16 protein-coding genes are annotated in these 16,263 nt (G+C 45.2%); 12 read left to right on the forward strand and 4 right to left on the reverse strand.

What is annotated here, in order from left to right:
- Window positions 1–27 precede the first annotated feature (27 nt).
- Entirely contained in the window at window positions 28–1,401 is a 1,374-nt protein-coding gene (locus A6D97_RS08760) for an L-cystine transporter (RefSeq protein ID WP_048611859.1), read from the forward strand.
- 111 nt (window positions 1,402–1,512) lie between these two features.
- Here A6D97_RS08760 and A6D97_RS08765 read toward each other — a convergent pair whose 3' ends face one another.
- The gene (locus A6D97_RS08765; protein ID WP_065584227.1) at window positions 1,513–1,905 is read right to left on the reverse strand and encodes a heme-binding protein; all 393 of its coding nucleotides are present in this window, start codon (window positions 1,903–1,905) and stop codon (window positions 1,513–1,515) included.
- A 9-nt stretch (window positions 1,906–1,914) separates the two neighbouring features.
- Window positions 1,915–2,925, reverse strand: a complete 1,011-nt coding sequence (locus tag A6D97_RS08770) for an aldo/keto reductase (RefSeq protein ID WP_065584228.1) — start codon at window positions 2,923–2,925, stop codon at window positions 1,915–1,917.
- Between the two features lie 132 nt (window positions 2,926–3,057).
- Between A6D97_RS08770 and A6D97_RS08775 the strand changes: the two genes are divergently transcribed.
- Both A6D97_RS08775 and A6D97_RS08780 read left to right on the forward strand, forming a co-directional pair.
- A complete protein-coding gene (locus A6D97_RS08775; RefSeq protein ID WP_065584229.1) occupies window positions 3,058–3,942 on the forward strand; it encodes a LysR family transcriptional regulator in 885 nt (294 codons plus the stop codon).
- A gap of 307 nt (window positions 3,943–4,249) precedes the next feature.
- Entirely contained in the window at window positions 4,250–4,471 is a 222-nt protein-coding gene (locus tag A6D97_RS08780; RefSeq protein WP_017059142.1) for a hypothetical protein, read from the forward strand.
- Between the two features lie 128 nt (window positions 4,472–4,599).
- Here the strand turns inward: A6D97_RS08780 and A6D97_RS08785 are convergent, their stop codons facing one another.
- Window positions 4,600–5,121, reverse strand: a complete 522-nt coding sequence (locus A6D97_RS08785; protein ID WP_065584230.1) for a DUF2058 domain-containing protein — start codon at window positions 5,119–5,121, stop codon at window positions 4,600–4,602.
- A gap of 401 nt (window positions 5,122–5,522) precedes the next feature.
- Here A6D97_RS08785 and A6D97_RS08790 point away from each other — a divergent pair, with 401 nt between their 5' ends.
- Together A6D97_RS08790 and A6D97_RS08795 are read left to right on the forward strand one after the other, a co-directional pair.
- A complete protein-coding gene (locus A6D97_RS08790; RefSeq protein WP_065584231.1) occupies window positions 5,523–6,857 on the forward strand; it encodes a sphingomyelin phosphodiesterase in 1,335 nt (444 codons plus the stop codon).
- 39 nt (window positions 6,858–6,896) lie between these two features.
- Window positions 6,897–7,847, forward strand: a complete 951-nt coding sequence (locus A6D97_RS08795) for a chromosome partitioning protein ParA (protein ID WP_065584232.1) — start codon at window positions 6,897–6,899, stop codon at window positions 7,845–7,847.
- A 4-nt stretch (window positions 7,848–7,851) separates the two neighbouring features.
- On the opposite strand, the gene A6D97_RS08800 is transcribed toward A6D97_RS08795, so the two are convergent.
- Window positions 7,852–8,886: an AraC family transcriptional regulator gene (locus tag A6D97_RS08800; RefSeq protein ID WP_065584233.1), complete on the reverse strand. Its 1,035-nt coding sequence runs from the start codon at window positions 8,884–8,886 to the stop codon at window positions 7,852–7,854.
- A 170-nt stretch (window positions 8,887–9,056) separates the two neighbouring features.
- Between A6D97_RS08800 and A6D97_RS08805 the strand changes: the two genes are divergently transcribed.
- The 7 genes from A6D97_RS08805 to purT all read left to right on the forward strand — a co-directional run bounded on the left by A6D97_RS08805 (window position 9,057) and on the right by purT (window position 16,231).
- Complete coding sequence (locus A6D97_RS08805) at window positions 9,057–10,070, forward strand: DUF2804 domain-containing protein (protein WP_017070924.1); 1,014 nt, start codon at window positions 9,057–9,059, stop codon at window positions 10,068–10,070.
- An 87-nt stretch (window positions 10,071–10,157) separates the two neighbouring features.
- Complete coding sequence (locus A6D97_RS08810) at window positions 10,158–11,006, forward strand: sterol desaturase family protein (protein WP_065584234.1); 849 nt, start codon at window positions 10,158–10,160, stop codon at window positions 11,004–11,006.
- A gap of 206 nt (window positions 11,007–11,212) precedes the next feature.
- Window positions 11,213–12,637 (forward strand): exodeoxyribonuclease I, encoded by a 1,425-nt coding sequence (gene sbcB, locus A6D97_RS08815; RefSeq protein WP_065584235.1) that lies wholly within the window; start codon window positions 11,213–11,215, stop codon window positions 12,635–12,637.
- Window positions 12,638–12,662: 25 nt separating this feature from the next.
- The gene (locus tag A6D97_RS08820) at window positions 12,663–13,034 is read left to right on the forward strand and encodes a CidA/LrgA family protein (protein WP_004734867.1); all 372 of its coding nucleotides are present in this window, start codon (window positions 12,663–12,665) and stop codon (window positions 13,032–13,034) included.
- A 2-nt stretch (window positions 13,035–13,036) separates the two neighbouring features.
- Entirely contained in the window at window positions 13,037–13,714 is a 678-nt protein-coding gene (locus A6D97_RS08825) for an LrgB family protein (protein ID WP_065584236.1), read from the forward strand.
- Window positions 13,715–14,000: 286 nt separating this feature from the next.
- Window positions 14,001–14,888: a cytidine deaminase gene (gene cdd, locus A6D97_RS08830; protein ID WP_017059133.1), complete on the forward strand. Its 888-nt coding sequence runs from the start codon at window positions 14,001–14,003 to the stop codon at window positions 14,886–14,888.
- 167 nt (window positions 14,889–15,055) lie between these two features.
- Entirely contained in the window at window positions 15,056–16,231 is a 1,176-nt protein-coding gene (gene purT, locus A6D97_RS08835) for a formate-dependent phosphoribosylglycinamide formyltransferase (RefSeq protein ID WP_017059132.1), read from the forward strand.
- The last annotated feature ends 32 nt before the right edge of the window (window positions 16,232–16,263 follow it).

Genomic DNA, 16,263 nt, shown 5'->3' on the forward strand with positions numbered 1-16,263 from the left:
ATTTAAAGAAATTCATAAGGAAAACAAATGTCATTTTCAGCTATCGCTGCCTTAGCGGTATTCACTGGTATCCTCTTTTTTCTCTACGGACAGCAGAAAAAAGAAAACACACTTTCTCGCCTCGTTTTACTCGGTTTAGTATTTGGTAGCGCATTTGGTCTTGGTCTACAGCTGTTATTTGGTGAAGGCAATCCGGTCATCAACGAAACACTAGACTGGGTAAATATTGTTGGCCGTGGTTATGTTGGCCTACTGAAAATGGTGATCATGCCATTAGTATTGGTTTCAATGATTGCAGCAGTAGTGAAGCTTGAAAAAGGCGGCTCACTGGGCAAGATTTCTGGTATCACCATTTCTGTACTGTTAGCAACAACCGCGATTTCTGCGATTGTTGGTATTGTTGTAACGCAAGCATTCGGCCTATCTGCTGAAGGTTTAACAGAAGGCGCTCGCGAAACAGCACGTATCGCAACACTTGAAAGCCGCATCGGTAGCGTTTCAGACCTAACAATTCCACAAATGCTGATCAGCTTTATTCCGACTAACCCATTTGCAGACCTAACGGGTGCTCGCTCTACGTCTATCATCGCGGTTGTTATCTTTGGTGTGCTAACGGGCATCGCTGCTCGTAAAGTGATGGCAGAGAAAGAAGAACTAGAATCTCCGATCCGTACGTTTGTTGAAGCGGCACAATCTATCGTTATGCGCTTAGTTAAGATGATCATGGCACTAACGCCATACGGCATCGCAGCGTTAATGGCGAAGGTAGTTGCAACATCAAGTGCTTCTGACATCCTCAGCCTACTAGGTTTCATCGTTGCATCTTACGTTGCGATTCTACTGATGTTCGTTGTACACGGTGTGTTGGTTTCTTTTGTTGGTGTAAACCCGAAAGAGTATTTCCAAAAGATCTGGCCTGTACTGACGTTCGCTTTCACGTCTCGTAGTTCTGCAGCAACGATTCCACTGAACGTTGAAGCTCAAATCACTAAGCTAAACGTGCCACCAGCGATTGCTAACCTGTCTGCCTCTTTCGGTGCAACGATTGGTCAAAACGGTTGTGCGGGTATCTACCCTGCAATGCTAGCAGTCATGGTTGCACCTACGGTTGGCATCGACCCAATGGACATCAACTTCATTCTGTCTCTGATTGCTATTATCACAGTGAGCTCATTCGGTATTGCTGGCGTAGGTGGCGGTGCAACGTTCGCGGCGCTTATCGTACTTCCAGCTATGGGTCTTCCTGTAACTATCGCAGCACTGCTTATCTCTATCGAGCCACTTATCGATATGGCACGTACGGCGCTTAACGTATCTGGTGCAATGACAGCCGGTACGATCACAAGCCGCCTATTGGGTAAGAAAGACAAGCAACAAGATCTGGAACAAGCGAACGCTTAATGGGTTCGATTGATTCAATCACTTGGGTCTCGTTAAGCAAAAAACCGATGCACATGCATCGGTTTTTTATTATCTGTTACTTCTAACTTCCATTACTTCACGAGCAACAGCTTAGAACACAAGTTGAATGACTTTTTCGGCAAGTGCTTCATCGTCGTCTTCACTTAATCCGCTGACACCAATAGCGCCAATCACCTGCCCATTTAATTCAATGGGAACACCGCCTTTAAAGCCAGTGATCTTTGGGTCAGTCCAGTAACTTAAGTCTTTACCAGTTTCTCTCGCCCAAGCACCTAAGTTACCGCTTGGCTGTCTATCTCTTGCAGATGTATAAGCTTTGTTCTGTGCTAACAATCCGGCTTGAACACTCACATTATCCATGCGAATAAACGCCAGTAACTCACCGTGCGTATCACACCCGCTCACCGCGATTGCTTGTTGATTACGCTCAGCAATGTCTAGAGCGTTAGACACCAGTTGTTGCGCGATCTTTTGATTCAACATATTCATTCCTTATGGCAGTGCTTGACCACGTGAGTACACGTATAGGTTGTACCACTCTTCACGAGACAGGTTTATCTGAGTCGCGACTGCCGAAGCTTTGATTCGGTCTAGATTTGTGGTGCCAATTACAGGTTGGATACGAGCAGGGTGACGAAGCAAAAATGCCAACACAATCGCTTCACTTTCTACGCCATATTGGTTCGCTAACTGAGCCACGTAGTGCGCTGTCTTTTTCACGTTTTCATGTTCTGAATACAAACCTTGCTCAGCAAATCGGCCTTGTGCCAAACAGCCCCAAGCTTGCAGTTGGATGTTATTCAATTGGCAATGTTCAAGAGTGCCTGCGGCGAAGTCTGATTGATGGTGCCCTTGCGAGTTAATCATCACCCCATCATTCAACCAATCCAATTTGGCTAAGCTCATCTCAACTTGATTCGCGACGATGGGTTGCCCAAGCGCAGATTGCAGGTACTGAATTTGATGGCTGTTCATGTTCGACACACCAAAATAATCGACCTTACCTTGCGCTTTTAAGTTCTCTAACGTTCTTGCTAGCTCATCGAGTTCCATCAAAGGATCAGGGCGGTGCAATAACAGCACATCAAGCTTTTCAGTATTCAATCGATTGAGAATACCGTCTACCGATTGGCCTACCCAATCAGCCGAGAAATCATAACGACCAACATTGCCCTCGCCTTCAAAACGAATCCCACACTTAGATTGAATGAACATCTGTTCACGCAGATCAGGCGCTTGTTGTAATGCTTGACCAAAGGCTTGCTCAGCTTTGCTGAAGGTATAGATATCCGCATGGTCGAATAAGTTAATGCCCGATTCTAGTGCGGTGCCGATTACGCTTCGTGTTTGAGCAACATCCGCACTCGTCACTGGATTATCATTCCAGCCACCACCTAACCCCATGCAGCCATAGGCAATTTGCCCAACATTCGGTAGATAATTTGATAATGGGATACGTTTTTTGTCATTCGTTTTGTTTGTAGATTCAGTGCTGTTCGTCATATCGATTCTCGCTTAGAAGATTTGCTGACCAGAAATATGCCTCTATCATATTGTTCTTTTTAAAAAACAGAATATGCTAGTTACGAAATGATTGTTTGATATGACGAACAATAGATTGGTAGGAACGCGCGAATGAACGAACACAAAAGAATAGAACGACTGATCCTGTTTGTAGAACTTGCTCAGCAACTCAACTTTACCAAGGCAGCCGAAAAGCTCGGTATCTCTAAGAGCTACCTTTCTGAACAGATCAAACGTTTAGAGAACGATTTACAGTGCCCGCTTTTGGTCAGAACCACGCGCAGTGTTCGTTTAACCCAAGAAGGCGAACGCGCGTTACAACAAGGCTTAACGATTCGCTCGCAAGTCTTACAGCTTGAACGCAGTGTTTCTGAGCAACACGACATCGTCAAAGGCCTATTACGCCTCACTGCGCCAAAGATGTTTACTGAGGTATATCTATTCGATATCTGCCAACAGTTTAGGCAGCAATACCCTGAGATTCGTTTCGAGATAAACAGTAGCTACACCAACTTTAATCTCAATCAAGATGATATCGATATCGCGTTTCGTGCCACCAATACGCCACCTGACAACATGGTGGCGAAACACTTGATTAGCTATCAACATGATTTAGTCGCGACTCCCGGTTATCTTAACCAATTTGGTCGCCCTACCAATGTGAGTGACTTAAGTGATCATCAATGCTTAGCAACGCTGCACCAAACCGAGTGGCCTTTAAAATCGGTAAATATTGATGTGTCCGGCTGGCTTTCAAGTAATGACAACCACCTGCTTAAGCAACAAGCCATGGCAGGCAGTGGCATCATCCGTATTGCAAGTTACTACGTTGCGAAAGAGATCGAGCTTGGAGAGTTAGAGCGAGTGCTGCCTGATGAATGTCTGCAACAAGGCAACAGTATTTATCTGTTCTATCCGCAAGTTATTTATCCGGCAAAGAAACACCAAGTGTTCGTTAAATTTGTTCAGCATTACTTTGAAAGCTTAAGTCGATAAAATGATGCACAGCTCACTAGGGCTTGTTGGTTTCATCTGGCCAACATATTCGTCGTAGCGAGCTCTACTTCAACCTCTTCGGCTGAATGTGATACCAGTGAAAGTCGACTATATGGCCGATCTACTTTCAAGCCTACTCGTCCTAGTTCTTTTATTTTTTCTTGCTCTTACATTTACATTAATACCTAAACATTCACTCTACGAATCGTTTTTTATTGACTTAAAAATGAAATCATAACGACACACTAATTTGCGTAACTTAGGGTGCAAATAGGCAATCAGATTACAGTGCCTATCAGGAGGATGTATGAAACCAAATCGATCTACGGTACTCACTGGACATGTAAAACACTGCCCATGCTGCTCTACCGAACTGGTCATCAAAGACCACATTCACGTTTGCCCGCGCAATGAAATTGGCGACTGTTACTTCGATGGCTATGACCAACACGAACAGCGCGCTAATACCGATTTTATCGATCATGCAAGTGCCAATGATAGCCTTGTTTACGGCATGTCAGAACACTAAGCTTTATTCAAGATTTGTTGAAGTCATTTCGCGCCAAAAAAAATGCAGCGCCAATCGAGTGATTGTTCGCTGCATTCTTAGATCCTGTAAACTTAGCTAACCATTAAAATGGAGCTAGGTAAAACGGATTACCACATTAGATCATCTGGGATCACGAAGTCTTTGTACGGGTCATCTTCGTCTACTTCGTCTGTGCTACCTGCCTGCGTATCAACGATAGATTCTTCGTCGCGCATAGCAATCTTGTCCGCTACTGCTGTTGGAATAACAACATAGCTCTCGCCTTGACGAGCAATACTTAGAATGCCTTTACTTAGTTGCTTTTGAGTCAGCTCTTCTACGTAAAGATATTTAACTAGCGTACCGTCGGTGAAGTTGTATTTGATCTCACCGTTCTTCTGTTCGATCTTGTTCATCTCAATCAGTTGCTTCACTTGAGCTTTAATTTCTTTGCTCAACTGCTGTTCTTTCAACTGTTGGTTTAACTCTTTGTCTTTCGCTTGCTGCGCCAGTTTAGTTTCTTCTGCTGCCGCTTTTGCTTCACGAGACTGAACGCGAGACTTTTTAGAGCCCTTCTTCGCCTTCTTTAATTTTTTCTCATTTACCAAGCCAGCTTTAAGCATTTGCTCTTGGAGTGTTAACTTTGCCATGACTTTCCCAGTTCAGGATTAAAAACGACACTATCATACCTGTTTTTGAGGAATCTGTTTACTGAACAATGGCAAAATTTATGCTGATAGAGCAAGGCGGTTAGCGTTTTCCCTTATCGTGATTCACAGCATCCATTTCTGGTTATTTACCGACCTATGATTTCCACGAAAACAACCAGTAGTGACTTACCCTCAAACCCAAATCGTTCCTCTATTTTTTAGCGTGCGCGCGTATCACTTATCATTCAGGCAAAGCAATATGTTAATTTTCAATGAGTAATCTAATTTATAAAACCATGGCATATATCTGATATTTGGATAATTCCCATAGAGTTATAACTCCAATGTCACAACTCTTTACTACGTTATTCTTTAAACCAATCAGTAAGGATAACGTGAAAATGAAAACTCAATGGACTTGCCTGAGTGCAATACTTGCATCAGCTTCATTCATTTCAACCTCGGCTATTGCAGATACCGATGTGTACCTGACCAATAACACCAGCCAAGAAATGACGATTCAAACCAATCACACGGGTACCGACCAGCTTCAATTCGGTGATGAGTGGCAACAGCATGTTGAACAGATTGGCCCTTGGGAGACGAAGAAGCTGATCAGTTTCAATCGCTGGACTGGTGTGAAATCGGGGAAGACCTATGAGTTTGACACTGTGGTATCGAACGCTGTGGGTGAGAGTGTCACGCTCAACCAAACCATGAAGGGTCATTGGTACAACTCGACACTGCAACATGGCTTGAGTGCTGCAGACGTCAACCTAACGTTGCATGACGATCGTAATATTCATCGCAGCACAACCGATGCATTCGGGGTTAATGCAGAGCTAGCACTTAAAGCCGATTCTACTGCGCGCTACGATGATATTTATTACACCATCACCCCACCAAAAGTGGATGAGCAACCAGAGCCAGATGCCAATACACTCAAAGTCATGACTTATAACATCTGGGCGCTGCCTGCCATCGCTTCACATATTGGTGACCGCTACGATCTTCTACCTCAATACGTAAAGGGCTATGACGTGTTGGCGCTACAAGAGGTGTTTGCTAACGGCAGAGATGAATTCTTGCGTGAACTTGCAAAAGAGTATCCATATCAAACCAAAATGCTCGATAAAGACGGGATTAACATCTATGACGGCGGCGTGATCATTGTCAGCCGCTACCCTATCGTCAACGAAGCGCAATACGTGTTCCCTGATTGTACAGGCACAGATTGTTTCGCTGATAAGGGCGTGAATTACGCCGAGATCATCAAGAATGGTCAGGCTTACCATGTGTTTGGCACTCACACCGCATCATTCGATACGGACACCGCTCGTGACTACCGACAACGTCAATTCAAGCAGATGCGTGCACTAGCGCAGTCTCTGAATATCTCGGCATCAGAAACTGTGGTTTACAGCGGTGACTTCAACGTGAACAAGCTCAAGTTCCCAGGCGACTATCAACAGATGTTTGCTAACCTGCAGGCTGAAGAGCCACAATATTCAGGTTACACCGCTTCTACCTTTGACCCACGCATCAACAACTTTGCGGGAGAACCTATGTCGGGTGGCGAGAACGTTGAGTATCTCGATTATGTGGTAGTGAGCTCAGAGTATGCCGCTAAAGCGCATAACTACAATCGCGTGGATGTCCCAAGATCAACAAGCAGTGAGTTATGGAAGCACTACAACCTTTCAGACCACTTCCCTGTTAGCGCCGTGATCAAGTAACTCGGTGAACCAATAATGCATCGAGTTATATTAATCCTAATGCTCGTCTTAACGGCGAGCATTATTTGCTATTCGTGGTCATCAAAAACGAACGAAACAGCGCTATCTTCTGCTCAACACACAGAACCTAAGCCGCGTGTTTCTACGACAACTAATGACGATAATTCCACGCCTACTGCAACCGCTAGTTCGGAAAACTCCGCATCGCACAGCAATCAAGCCCAAGCCGGAGCACTGGACGGTAAAATTCTTGCTGAAAACTTGAGTGAGCTTGAAGGCAAGGCTTTGTTCGATGAACTCGATGGGTTCTGGAAGCTTTGCCAACAACGCGATGACTGCGCAGAGCAACTCGCACGATTGAAATCAGAATTGCCGGGCATATGGTTTGAGTTACTGAGCGACTATCCGCAGCTATCGGTTGACTGGCAATTAACACAAAGCACTATCCCACTTGAATCCATAGAGACTCTTGAAGATCGTGTTGCCTTATTCAAGCAATCTGCACAACAAGTATGGGGAGAGTTGGCCCACCAGCTATTCGCTGACCAGTTTGCTCATCTGGATTTTACGCTTGACGCTAACACCCTTGAAAAGAACGAAGCGAGCCAGTTTTTGGCCAACTATCAAGATTTGCTTAGTGAATGGCAAAACAATACGGGCACGTTAAACGCCGAAACACAGCTTCAAAAATATGAACTGGCAGTATCTTTGATACCCAGCAGCTATAGCCCTGCTGAAGTAGCATCAGTCAAAGCCGACCTTCAAGATGCCTACTTAGATGAAGCGCAGGCCAGCAACATTGCCGCGCGAGAACAACAAGTCGCACAACAGCAACAAACCGTGATGAGTTATCACGAGCAACTGGATCAGCTCAAAGCGACCTTAGACTCTCAGCGCTCATCAAGTTATGCCACTTGGACTCAACAAGATTGGGACAGTTATTATCAACAGCAAGTCACCGATTTCAGGGAGCAGTTCTTTAGCAAGTAACGCCTTAACTTAAACCATCACGAAACTGAGCGGGCGTTTTATTGAGCCAACCTTTAAACGCCCTTCTGAAATTTGCAGGGTCGCTATAACCGAGCCTTTCACCGATGTCATCAATGCTCATGGTTGTGCCGAGTAATAGCTCTTTGGCCAGCTCCACTCGAACTTCGGTAAGCAATATTTGGTAACTGGATTCATGGGTCACTAGCTCTCGCCTGAGTGTACGAGAGCTACAACCAAACTCATCCGCGAGTTGTTCAATATTCGGGAAACTGCCTGCGGTTTGATAAAAGATCGTTTTGATCTGGTTAGTCAGCAGATGCTCAGAGTCCAACGTTTCCATTATCGACTGGCAAGACGCAAGATAGCGCTTCAGTGTCGCTGCATCATGAGTCAATAAGGTTTGCGACAAAACCGATACATCAAAACGCAGTTCACAATGGCTCTGCTCAAAAACTACAGGGCACTGGAAACGATCGTCATAGAGCTTGGCGTAATTAGTGCGTGTATAAGGCAAAGCCAAAATATGAATATCCAACTCATGACCAGTCAGCTCTTTGAATAAAGAGACGATTGAACTCAAGAAATATTCACTGCAGAAAGGAAGCAGATCGCCCACTTCCAATGTGTTCTCAATCTGAATCACTGCTTGCTCGGAATCTAGAAACAATTTAACCGAGAAGATAGGACCGTTCAGGCGCAAATACTTGAAGCCCGACTTGATGGCCTCCCCGACATTTTGACTGGTTGATAGCGCATAACCCAACACACCAAAGTGGCTCAAGCTAGCGTGCTCTCCCAACCAAAGCCCCAAACCATCGTGAGGAAAACTCTGATTAGCCGCGCTAAACAACGAAAGCTTGTCAGCGTAAGTCAGTTTTCCATTCGGACCTCGCCAATCCATGTTCGGCAAACCCACATCATTGAGTAGCCTTTCAATATCGATACCTCGTTGCTCTAGCGTATTCAACAGCAGCGCGATATCTAATGTACCCAACTGGTGCCTATGTCCGGTTGGCTTATACTCCGCGATAATCTCCAATCGTCTCTCCTTATATCGAGCCCATTCCCATCAACATGACTACTCAGCCTTAACAACACATGCTGACAAAATCGTGATTGGTAACGCGCTCTTGTCCGAATATGACCTCCCAATTCTACGCTACTCATCGCACAATGGCTTTAGTTGTTAAAATAATGTGAACCATCGCAATGATAAAAACCAACCCAGCCCCACACAGTTTGATTAATTCTAATGGTCAGCCGATCATTGGGCATTTCGATGGCATCCTTAAACACCTAAACATCGAGAACTTTGACTACCGAAACTCGATGGATTCAAAAGCAAACCCTTGGCAGAAGCACTTCCACTATAAGCAATTCCAGTTTGTCAGCATCGTCACCGACACACACATTATCGGCGTCGCTATCGCGGATATTCGCTACTTAGGCTCGGCATTTTGTTATCTGTACGACATAGAAAACAACCATCTGCAAGAGTCATCTTGGTTGAGGCCATTAGGGTTTGATAAGCATGTAACGCCTTCACCATTTGAAGGAAAGACAAGCATTGCAGATCAAAGCATTGCTTTCTATATCGAGGGCGGACAATGGCGAGTTCGCTTGAATACGAAATTCATCAAGGCCGATATTTCTTTAGAGCCTGAAACCGACAGCTTGCCCATGGCGATGTGCAGCCCAACGGGTTATTCAGGTTGGACTTACACCCAAAAGCACAATGCTTTGCGCATCAGCGGTGAAATCCAAATCAAGGGAGAATCACTCGTTCTCGAACAAGCTCGTGCCGGTTATGACTTTTCAGCGGGTTACATGAGACGTGAAACCAGTTGGCGCTGGGCAAGCATCAACACGCAATCCAATGGGACAGATATTGGCTTGAACCTCGCAGCAGGCGTCAATGAAACCGGAGGCTGCGAGAACGTTTTATGGATCAATGGAACTCGGCACTTACTTAACCCGGTACAGTTTGCGTTTAGTCGCCAAGACACCAATTTACCTTGGCAGATAACATCACAAGATGGACGTATAAACCTGACCTTTACGCCCTTAAATAATCGCAGCGAAAAGCTCAATTTATGGCTGTTAAAAAGTAACTTTCGTCAGTTCATTGGTCACTTTTCTGGCTCGATTGAAGACAACAATGGAGTGACACATCAACTCGATGGTGTTCTTGGCCTAACAGAAGATCACTTTGCTCGCTGGTAGCGAAATTTTGCTAACTGAATTTCAGGCGAGCAAGTCTAAGTAAACTTGATACTAAGAACGCGTATGGCGTCTCAACAAGGATAAAACATGAATATCGACGCATTAATCAATTACCCAGAATGGCTACTGCTGGTATTAGCGCCCTTGTTCGTGGTGTGCATGTTGGCTGAGTATTTTATCGGTCAGAAGCAAGGTCGACTGCCTGATAACTCCAGCTATAAGCTTTCAGAAGTGATGTGTAATTTCACGCTGGCGGGAATGCATCAACTCTCCGATTTGCTCACCGGGTTATTGATCGTGCAGCTGTATCTCTGGATGTTTGGTTGGCGCTTATTGGACATTGAAATGGGCGTGCTGAGTTTTGTTGTATTGATGGTGTTGCAAGACTTTTGCTATTACTGGTTCCACAGAGCAAGCCATCGTGTTCGCTGGATGTGGGCAGCACACGTGGCACACCACAGTTCAGAAAGCATGAACTTCAGTACGGCTTTCCGTCAAAGCTTAATGTATCCACTTGCTGGGATGTGGCTTTTCTGGATACCGTTGGTCATCATAGGTTTTGCCCCTAAGTGGGTCATCTTTGTGGTGCTTCTCAATCTAGGTTTGCAGTTCTTCGTCCATACACAATGGATACGAAGCTTGGGGCCACTTGAATACATCTTTAATACCCCTTCGCATCATCGAGTACATCACGGCAAAAACCCGCAATACATTGATAAGAACTACGCCGGCGTTCTTATTATCTGGGATAAGTTATTTGGTACATTCGAACCTGAAGTTGAAACTGTACGTTATGGCGTCACCAAACCTGTGAACAGTTTTAATCCGATAGTGGTCACCTTTCAAGAATGGAAGGCCATATTCAAAGATTTGAAGAACCGAGAGTTAACCATGAAGCAGAAAGTCCAGTTGATACTCTCGCCTCCATCGGATTAAACGGACGATAGACAGATTGTATTAACTAAGAAACCGCCTCAATTGGTTTCAAAACCTTCCCCACTGACTCGATTGAATAGTAAAGCACCGTTTTCCGGCAATTTATTTGTGATCTGGGTTGCACGCGTACCGCATACTATCAGATACTGAACAAAACTAACCTTCAGCCACAGTAAACGTTCCGCGCTTGCTGTTCAGGAAATTCAATGAGTTCAGATAATCAGCCAACCTACTTCTTTTTCGATTACGAAACATGGGGCGTTAGCCCAGCAAAAGACCGTCCGAGTCAGTTTGCGGGTGTTCGTACCGACCAAGATTTCAATGTTATTGGAGAGCCTCTGGTTATCTATTGCCAACCTCCCGCTGATTACCTCCCTACGCCTGAAGCTGCACTTATCACCCGTATCACACCACAAAAAGCGGCTTCACAAGGTCTCCCTGAGCCAGAGTTTATCGCTAAGATCCATGCTGAGTTAGCGAAACCTAACACCACAAGCCTTGGCTACAACAGTATTCGATTTGATGATGAAGTAACGCGTTACACCTGTTACCGAAACTTCATCGACCCATATGCGTGGAGCTGGCAGAATGGCAACTCTCGTTGGGATTTATTAGATGTAATGCGCGCTGTTCACGCACTGCGTCCTGAAGGCATTGTTTGGCCAGAGAACGAAGAAGGTTACCCAAGCTTCAAACTGGAACACCTATCTGTGGCAAACGGCATTGAACACGAGAACGCGCACGATGCGATGGCCGATGTTATTGCGACCATCGAGTTAGCGAAGAAGCTGAAAGCTGCGCAACCTAAGATGTTCGATTACCTTTACAACATGCGTCATAAGCGTAAGCTGAATGATCTGGTTGATATCGTAAACATGACACCATTGATGCACGTTTCGGGCATGTTTGGCCGTGACTGCAACTACACAAGTTGGATTGTGCCTATGGCTTGGCACCCAACCAATCAAAATGCGGTTATCGTGGTTGATTTAGCCAAAGATCCAAGCCCACTGTTAGAACTGGACGCTGATGAACTCAGAGAAAGGCTCTATACCAAACGCAGTGAACTGGGTGAAGACGAACTACCCGTACCCATCAAATTGGTTCAGCTAAACAAGTGCCCTATTCTTGCTCCAGCCAAAACGCTAACGGCTGAAAATGCTGAAACCATCGGTATCGATCGCCAACAATGCCTGAAAAACTTGGCACTGCTGCGCGAACACCCAGAGATCCGCGAAAAACTGATCGGCCTGTATTCACAAGAGCGCGAGTACGAAAAGAGTGATGATGTTGATACACACCTTTATGACGGTTTCTTCTCACCTGCTGATAAAACAGCGATGAACATCATTCGCGAAACTGACCCAAATAACTTGGCAGCTTTAGATATCACCTTCGGTGATGAACGTATTAAACCGTTACTGTTCCGTTACCGTGCGCGTAACTTCCCATGGACGCTCGACGAAGCTGAGCAATTGAAATGGGCGAACCATTGTCGTGAGTTTTATGAGTGCCGTTTAGAAGAGTACATGCTCAACCTTGAAAACCTCGCGCACGAACATGAAAGTGACGAGAAGAAAATGGCTATCTTGAAGGCGGTTTATCAATACGTAGAAAAGTTAGCTAGCTAATTCCATTATCAAGAGACGTAACACTTTGAAAGAAAGATTGATCCAACTGGTTTACTGCTTAATCTCCTTCACCTTAATCATAGGTGCACTTACAGCAGGTAACGCGTTACAGCACTTTTTGGATACCTCAATTCCAGGCAGTATTTTTGGCATGTTGATTCTGTTTGCCGCCATGGTGATTGGTATTGTTCCTTCGCACTGGGTACAACCCGGCGCAAGCTTGATTATCCGCCTAATGATCTTACTGTTTGTTCCGATCAGTGTTGGGTTGATGGATCACTTCGACATGCTCATCGCGAACGCATTGCCAATTATGGCGAGCGCCGTTGGTGGCACATTATTGGTGTTAGTATCCTTATCATGGTTCTTAGACCGCTTGCTTTCGAGAGGTAACTGATCATGTGGATTCTACTCACCATCGTGGTATTCCTATTTGCTCGCTGGGTAAGTCAAAAAGTAAACTCGCCGCTGTGTAACCCCCTGCTTATCAGCATTGGTATCATCATTCCGATTCTCACGTCCTTTAGAGTACCGTTTGAGACTTACTATGCTGACAACACTTGGATCACCTACATGCTGCAGCCTGCGGTTGTTGCACTTGCTTACCCACTTTATGAGCAGCTACCTCAAATCAGAGCCAACTGGCGCATCATTACCTTTGCGTGCACGCTAGGCAGTGTGATGTCGATGACAACAACGGCAGTGATCGCAGTAGCATTTAAAGCGGACTTAACTTTAATTGCGAGCTTGTTAGGCAAATCAGTCACCACGCCAATTGCAATGGAAGTATCGAGCCATTTAGGTGGTGAAGCAGCGATTGCGGCAATACTGGTATTGATTGTGGGTCTATTTGGGGCAATTTTTGCTTACCCAATCTACAACCTCATTGGTATTAAGAGCCCGATCGCCCGTGGTTTAACCATGGGTACCGTGTCTCACGCTTTAGGCACCGCGACTTGTGCGGAAAAGAATCAGGAAGATGCAGCATTTAGTTCTTTGGCTCTTGTGCTTTGTGGCGTCATTACCTCAATCATCGCACCGAGTATATTTTCGCTCGTGGTTTGGTTCTATTCTTAACCTAAACGATCACTACGCGATTCAGCCCAACCAGAATGCTGTTTATTACAGTGTCTGTTTGGGCTTTTTATTCGCATTTATTTAGCAATAGCAGTCAAGTCACGGTCTTTTACGAGCACTAAGTGCGATATCAGCTGTATAAATGGCTCTTGCAATCGATTTCATCTGTGACTTCACTCTAATTATGCAAGCCAATGTAACAACAACAACGCAATAGTGATCATTGTCACAGACAAATCCTGAGCATTGCATAGAATTAAAGCCTAAGGTCAATTAAGGATTCAACATGAACAGTCGTATTACCCTGGCGCTGGAAAGTGCTCCATCATCAATGAAAGCGCTTTTGAGTGACATCGTATTAGCAGACAACTTTGACGCGACATTGTCTCCAGAACAATTTGCTAGCCTACTGCAAGCAAGTGGTCTAGCGGATGACGAACTACGTATTGCGCTACTTCCTTTTGCCGCAGCGTATTCTTACGCTCCGTTATCTGACTTTTATGTTGGTGCAATCGTACGTGGTTTGTCTGGTACTCTGTATTTTGGTGCAAACCTTGAAATCGCTGGTGCTCAACTTGGTCAAACCGTTCACGCTGAGCAATCTGCAATCAGCCACGCTTGGATGAAAGGCGAACTCGGTATCTCAGATATCACCATCAACTTCAGTCCTTGTGGTCACTGTCGTCAATTCATGAACGAACTGACAACAGCAAAAGAACTTAAAGTTCAGCTGCCACAACGTGATGAAATGTCTCTGCAAGAGTACCTACCAGACTCGTTCGGCCCTGCTGATTTAGGTGTGACAACTGGCCTAATGACAAAGCTTGATCATAAGTACACGACCGAAGAAACAACGCCTATTGTTGTAGAAGCGCTAGCAGCACTAAACCGCAGCCATGCTCCTTACACCAAAAACCTAAGTGGTGTTTCACTACAACTGACGTCAGGTGAAATTTTTACGGGTGCTTACGCAGAAAATGCGGCGTTCAACCCGAGCCTACCACCCCTTCAAGTCGCGTTAATTCAACTTAAACTGGCTGGCTTCGATTTCGAACAAATTGAAAGTGCTGCTTTGGTTGAAATCGCAGAAGGTAGCATCAGTCACCTAGCGGATACGCAATCTACATTAGAAGCGATTAATCCCGACATTCCAGTGACTTACTTAGCAATATAAGCACATCTGATTAACAAAAATTTAAATAAGCAGCCCTATTTAACAGGGCTGCTTTTTTTATACCTGTAATTAAAGCAACAACTTGCGCAAACGTTTGCTTTTGTCATTGAAATAAGTATGATCACCCCGTTTTCAATCAATCGTTCAAAAGATCGGAAGGAATTTCTATGTTTGGTACTGCTACTCGTGAAAATGCTACTCGTGTACTTCTATTAGGTTCAGGTGAACTCGGCAAAGAAGTTGCTATCGAGTGCCAACGTTTAGGTTTGGAAGTTATTGCTTGTGACCGTTATGCAGACGCACCAGCAATGCAAGTTGCGCATCGTAGCCATGTATTAGACATGTTAGACGGCGATGCACTTCAAGCAATCATTGAACTAGAAAAGCCAGATTATGTGGTTCCTGAAATTGAAGCTATTGCCACCAGCAAGTTGGTAGAGCTAGAAGCACAAGGCTTAAATGTCGTTCCAACTGCGAATGCGACCAAGCTAACGATGAACCGCGAGGGTATCCGTCGTCTAGCGGCAGAAGAACTAAAACTGAGCACTTCTCCTTACCGCTTTGCAGACACCTTTGAAGATTTCTCTGCCGCTGTTGAATTCGTAGGTATGCCTTGCGTTGTTAAGCCGGTAATGAGTTCTTCAGGCAAAGGCCAAAGCGTTATCAAAACCGAAGAAGATATCCAGAAATCTTGGGACTACGCACAAGAAGGTGGCCGTACTGGCGCGGGTCGTGTAATCGTTGAAGGCTTCATCGACTTTGATTACGAAATCACGCTTCTAACCGTTCGTGCTGTCGACGGTGTTCACTTCTGTGCACCTATCGGTCACCGTCAAGAAGACGGTGATTACCGTGAATCATGGCAGCCACAGGTCATGTCTGACAACGCACTTAAAGCGGCGCAATACACGGCAGAGCAAGTGGTTAACGCATTAGGCGGTCACGGCATCTTTGGTGTTGAACTGTTCGTTAAAGGCGACCACGTGATCTTCAATGAAGTCTCCCCTCGCCCACATGATACTGGCTTGGTTACTCTGATGTCTCAAGACTCATCGGAATTTGCACTGCACGTACGCGCCTTTACCGGTATGCCGATCAAATCCATCACGCAATACGGCCCATGTGCATCAGCGGTTATCCTTGGCCAAGGTACTTCAACCAACATTCGTTTTGAAGGTCTTACAGAGGCGCTAGACGCACCACAAACACAAGTTCGCCTGTTTGGTAAGCCTGATATCGATGGTCGCCGTCGTTTAGGTGTGGCGCTTACTCGTCGTAACAGCACAGAAACAGCGATTGAAGATGCCATTGAGAGCGCGTCAAAAGTAAAAGTGATTTACTAACCTGCTATTCAATTCTGAACAATCACGAGTTC

Origin of the sequence: Vibrio sp. ZF57, assembly GCF_001691235.1 — a bacterium.
Classification (GTDB): domain Bacteria; phylum Pseudomonadota; class Gammaproteobacteria; order Enterobacterales; family Vibrionaceae; genus Vibrio; species Vibrio crassostreae_C.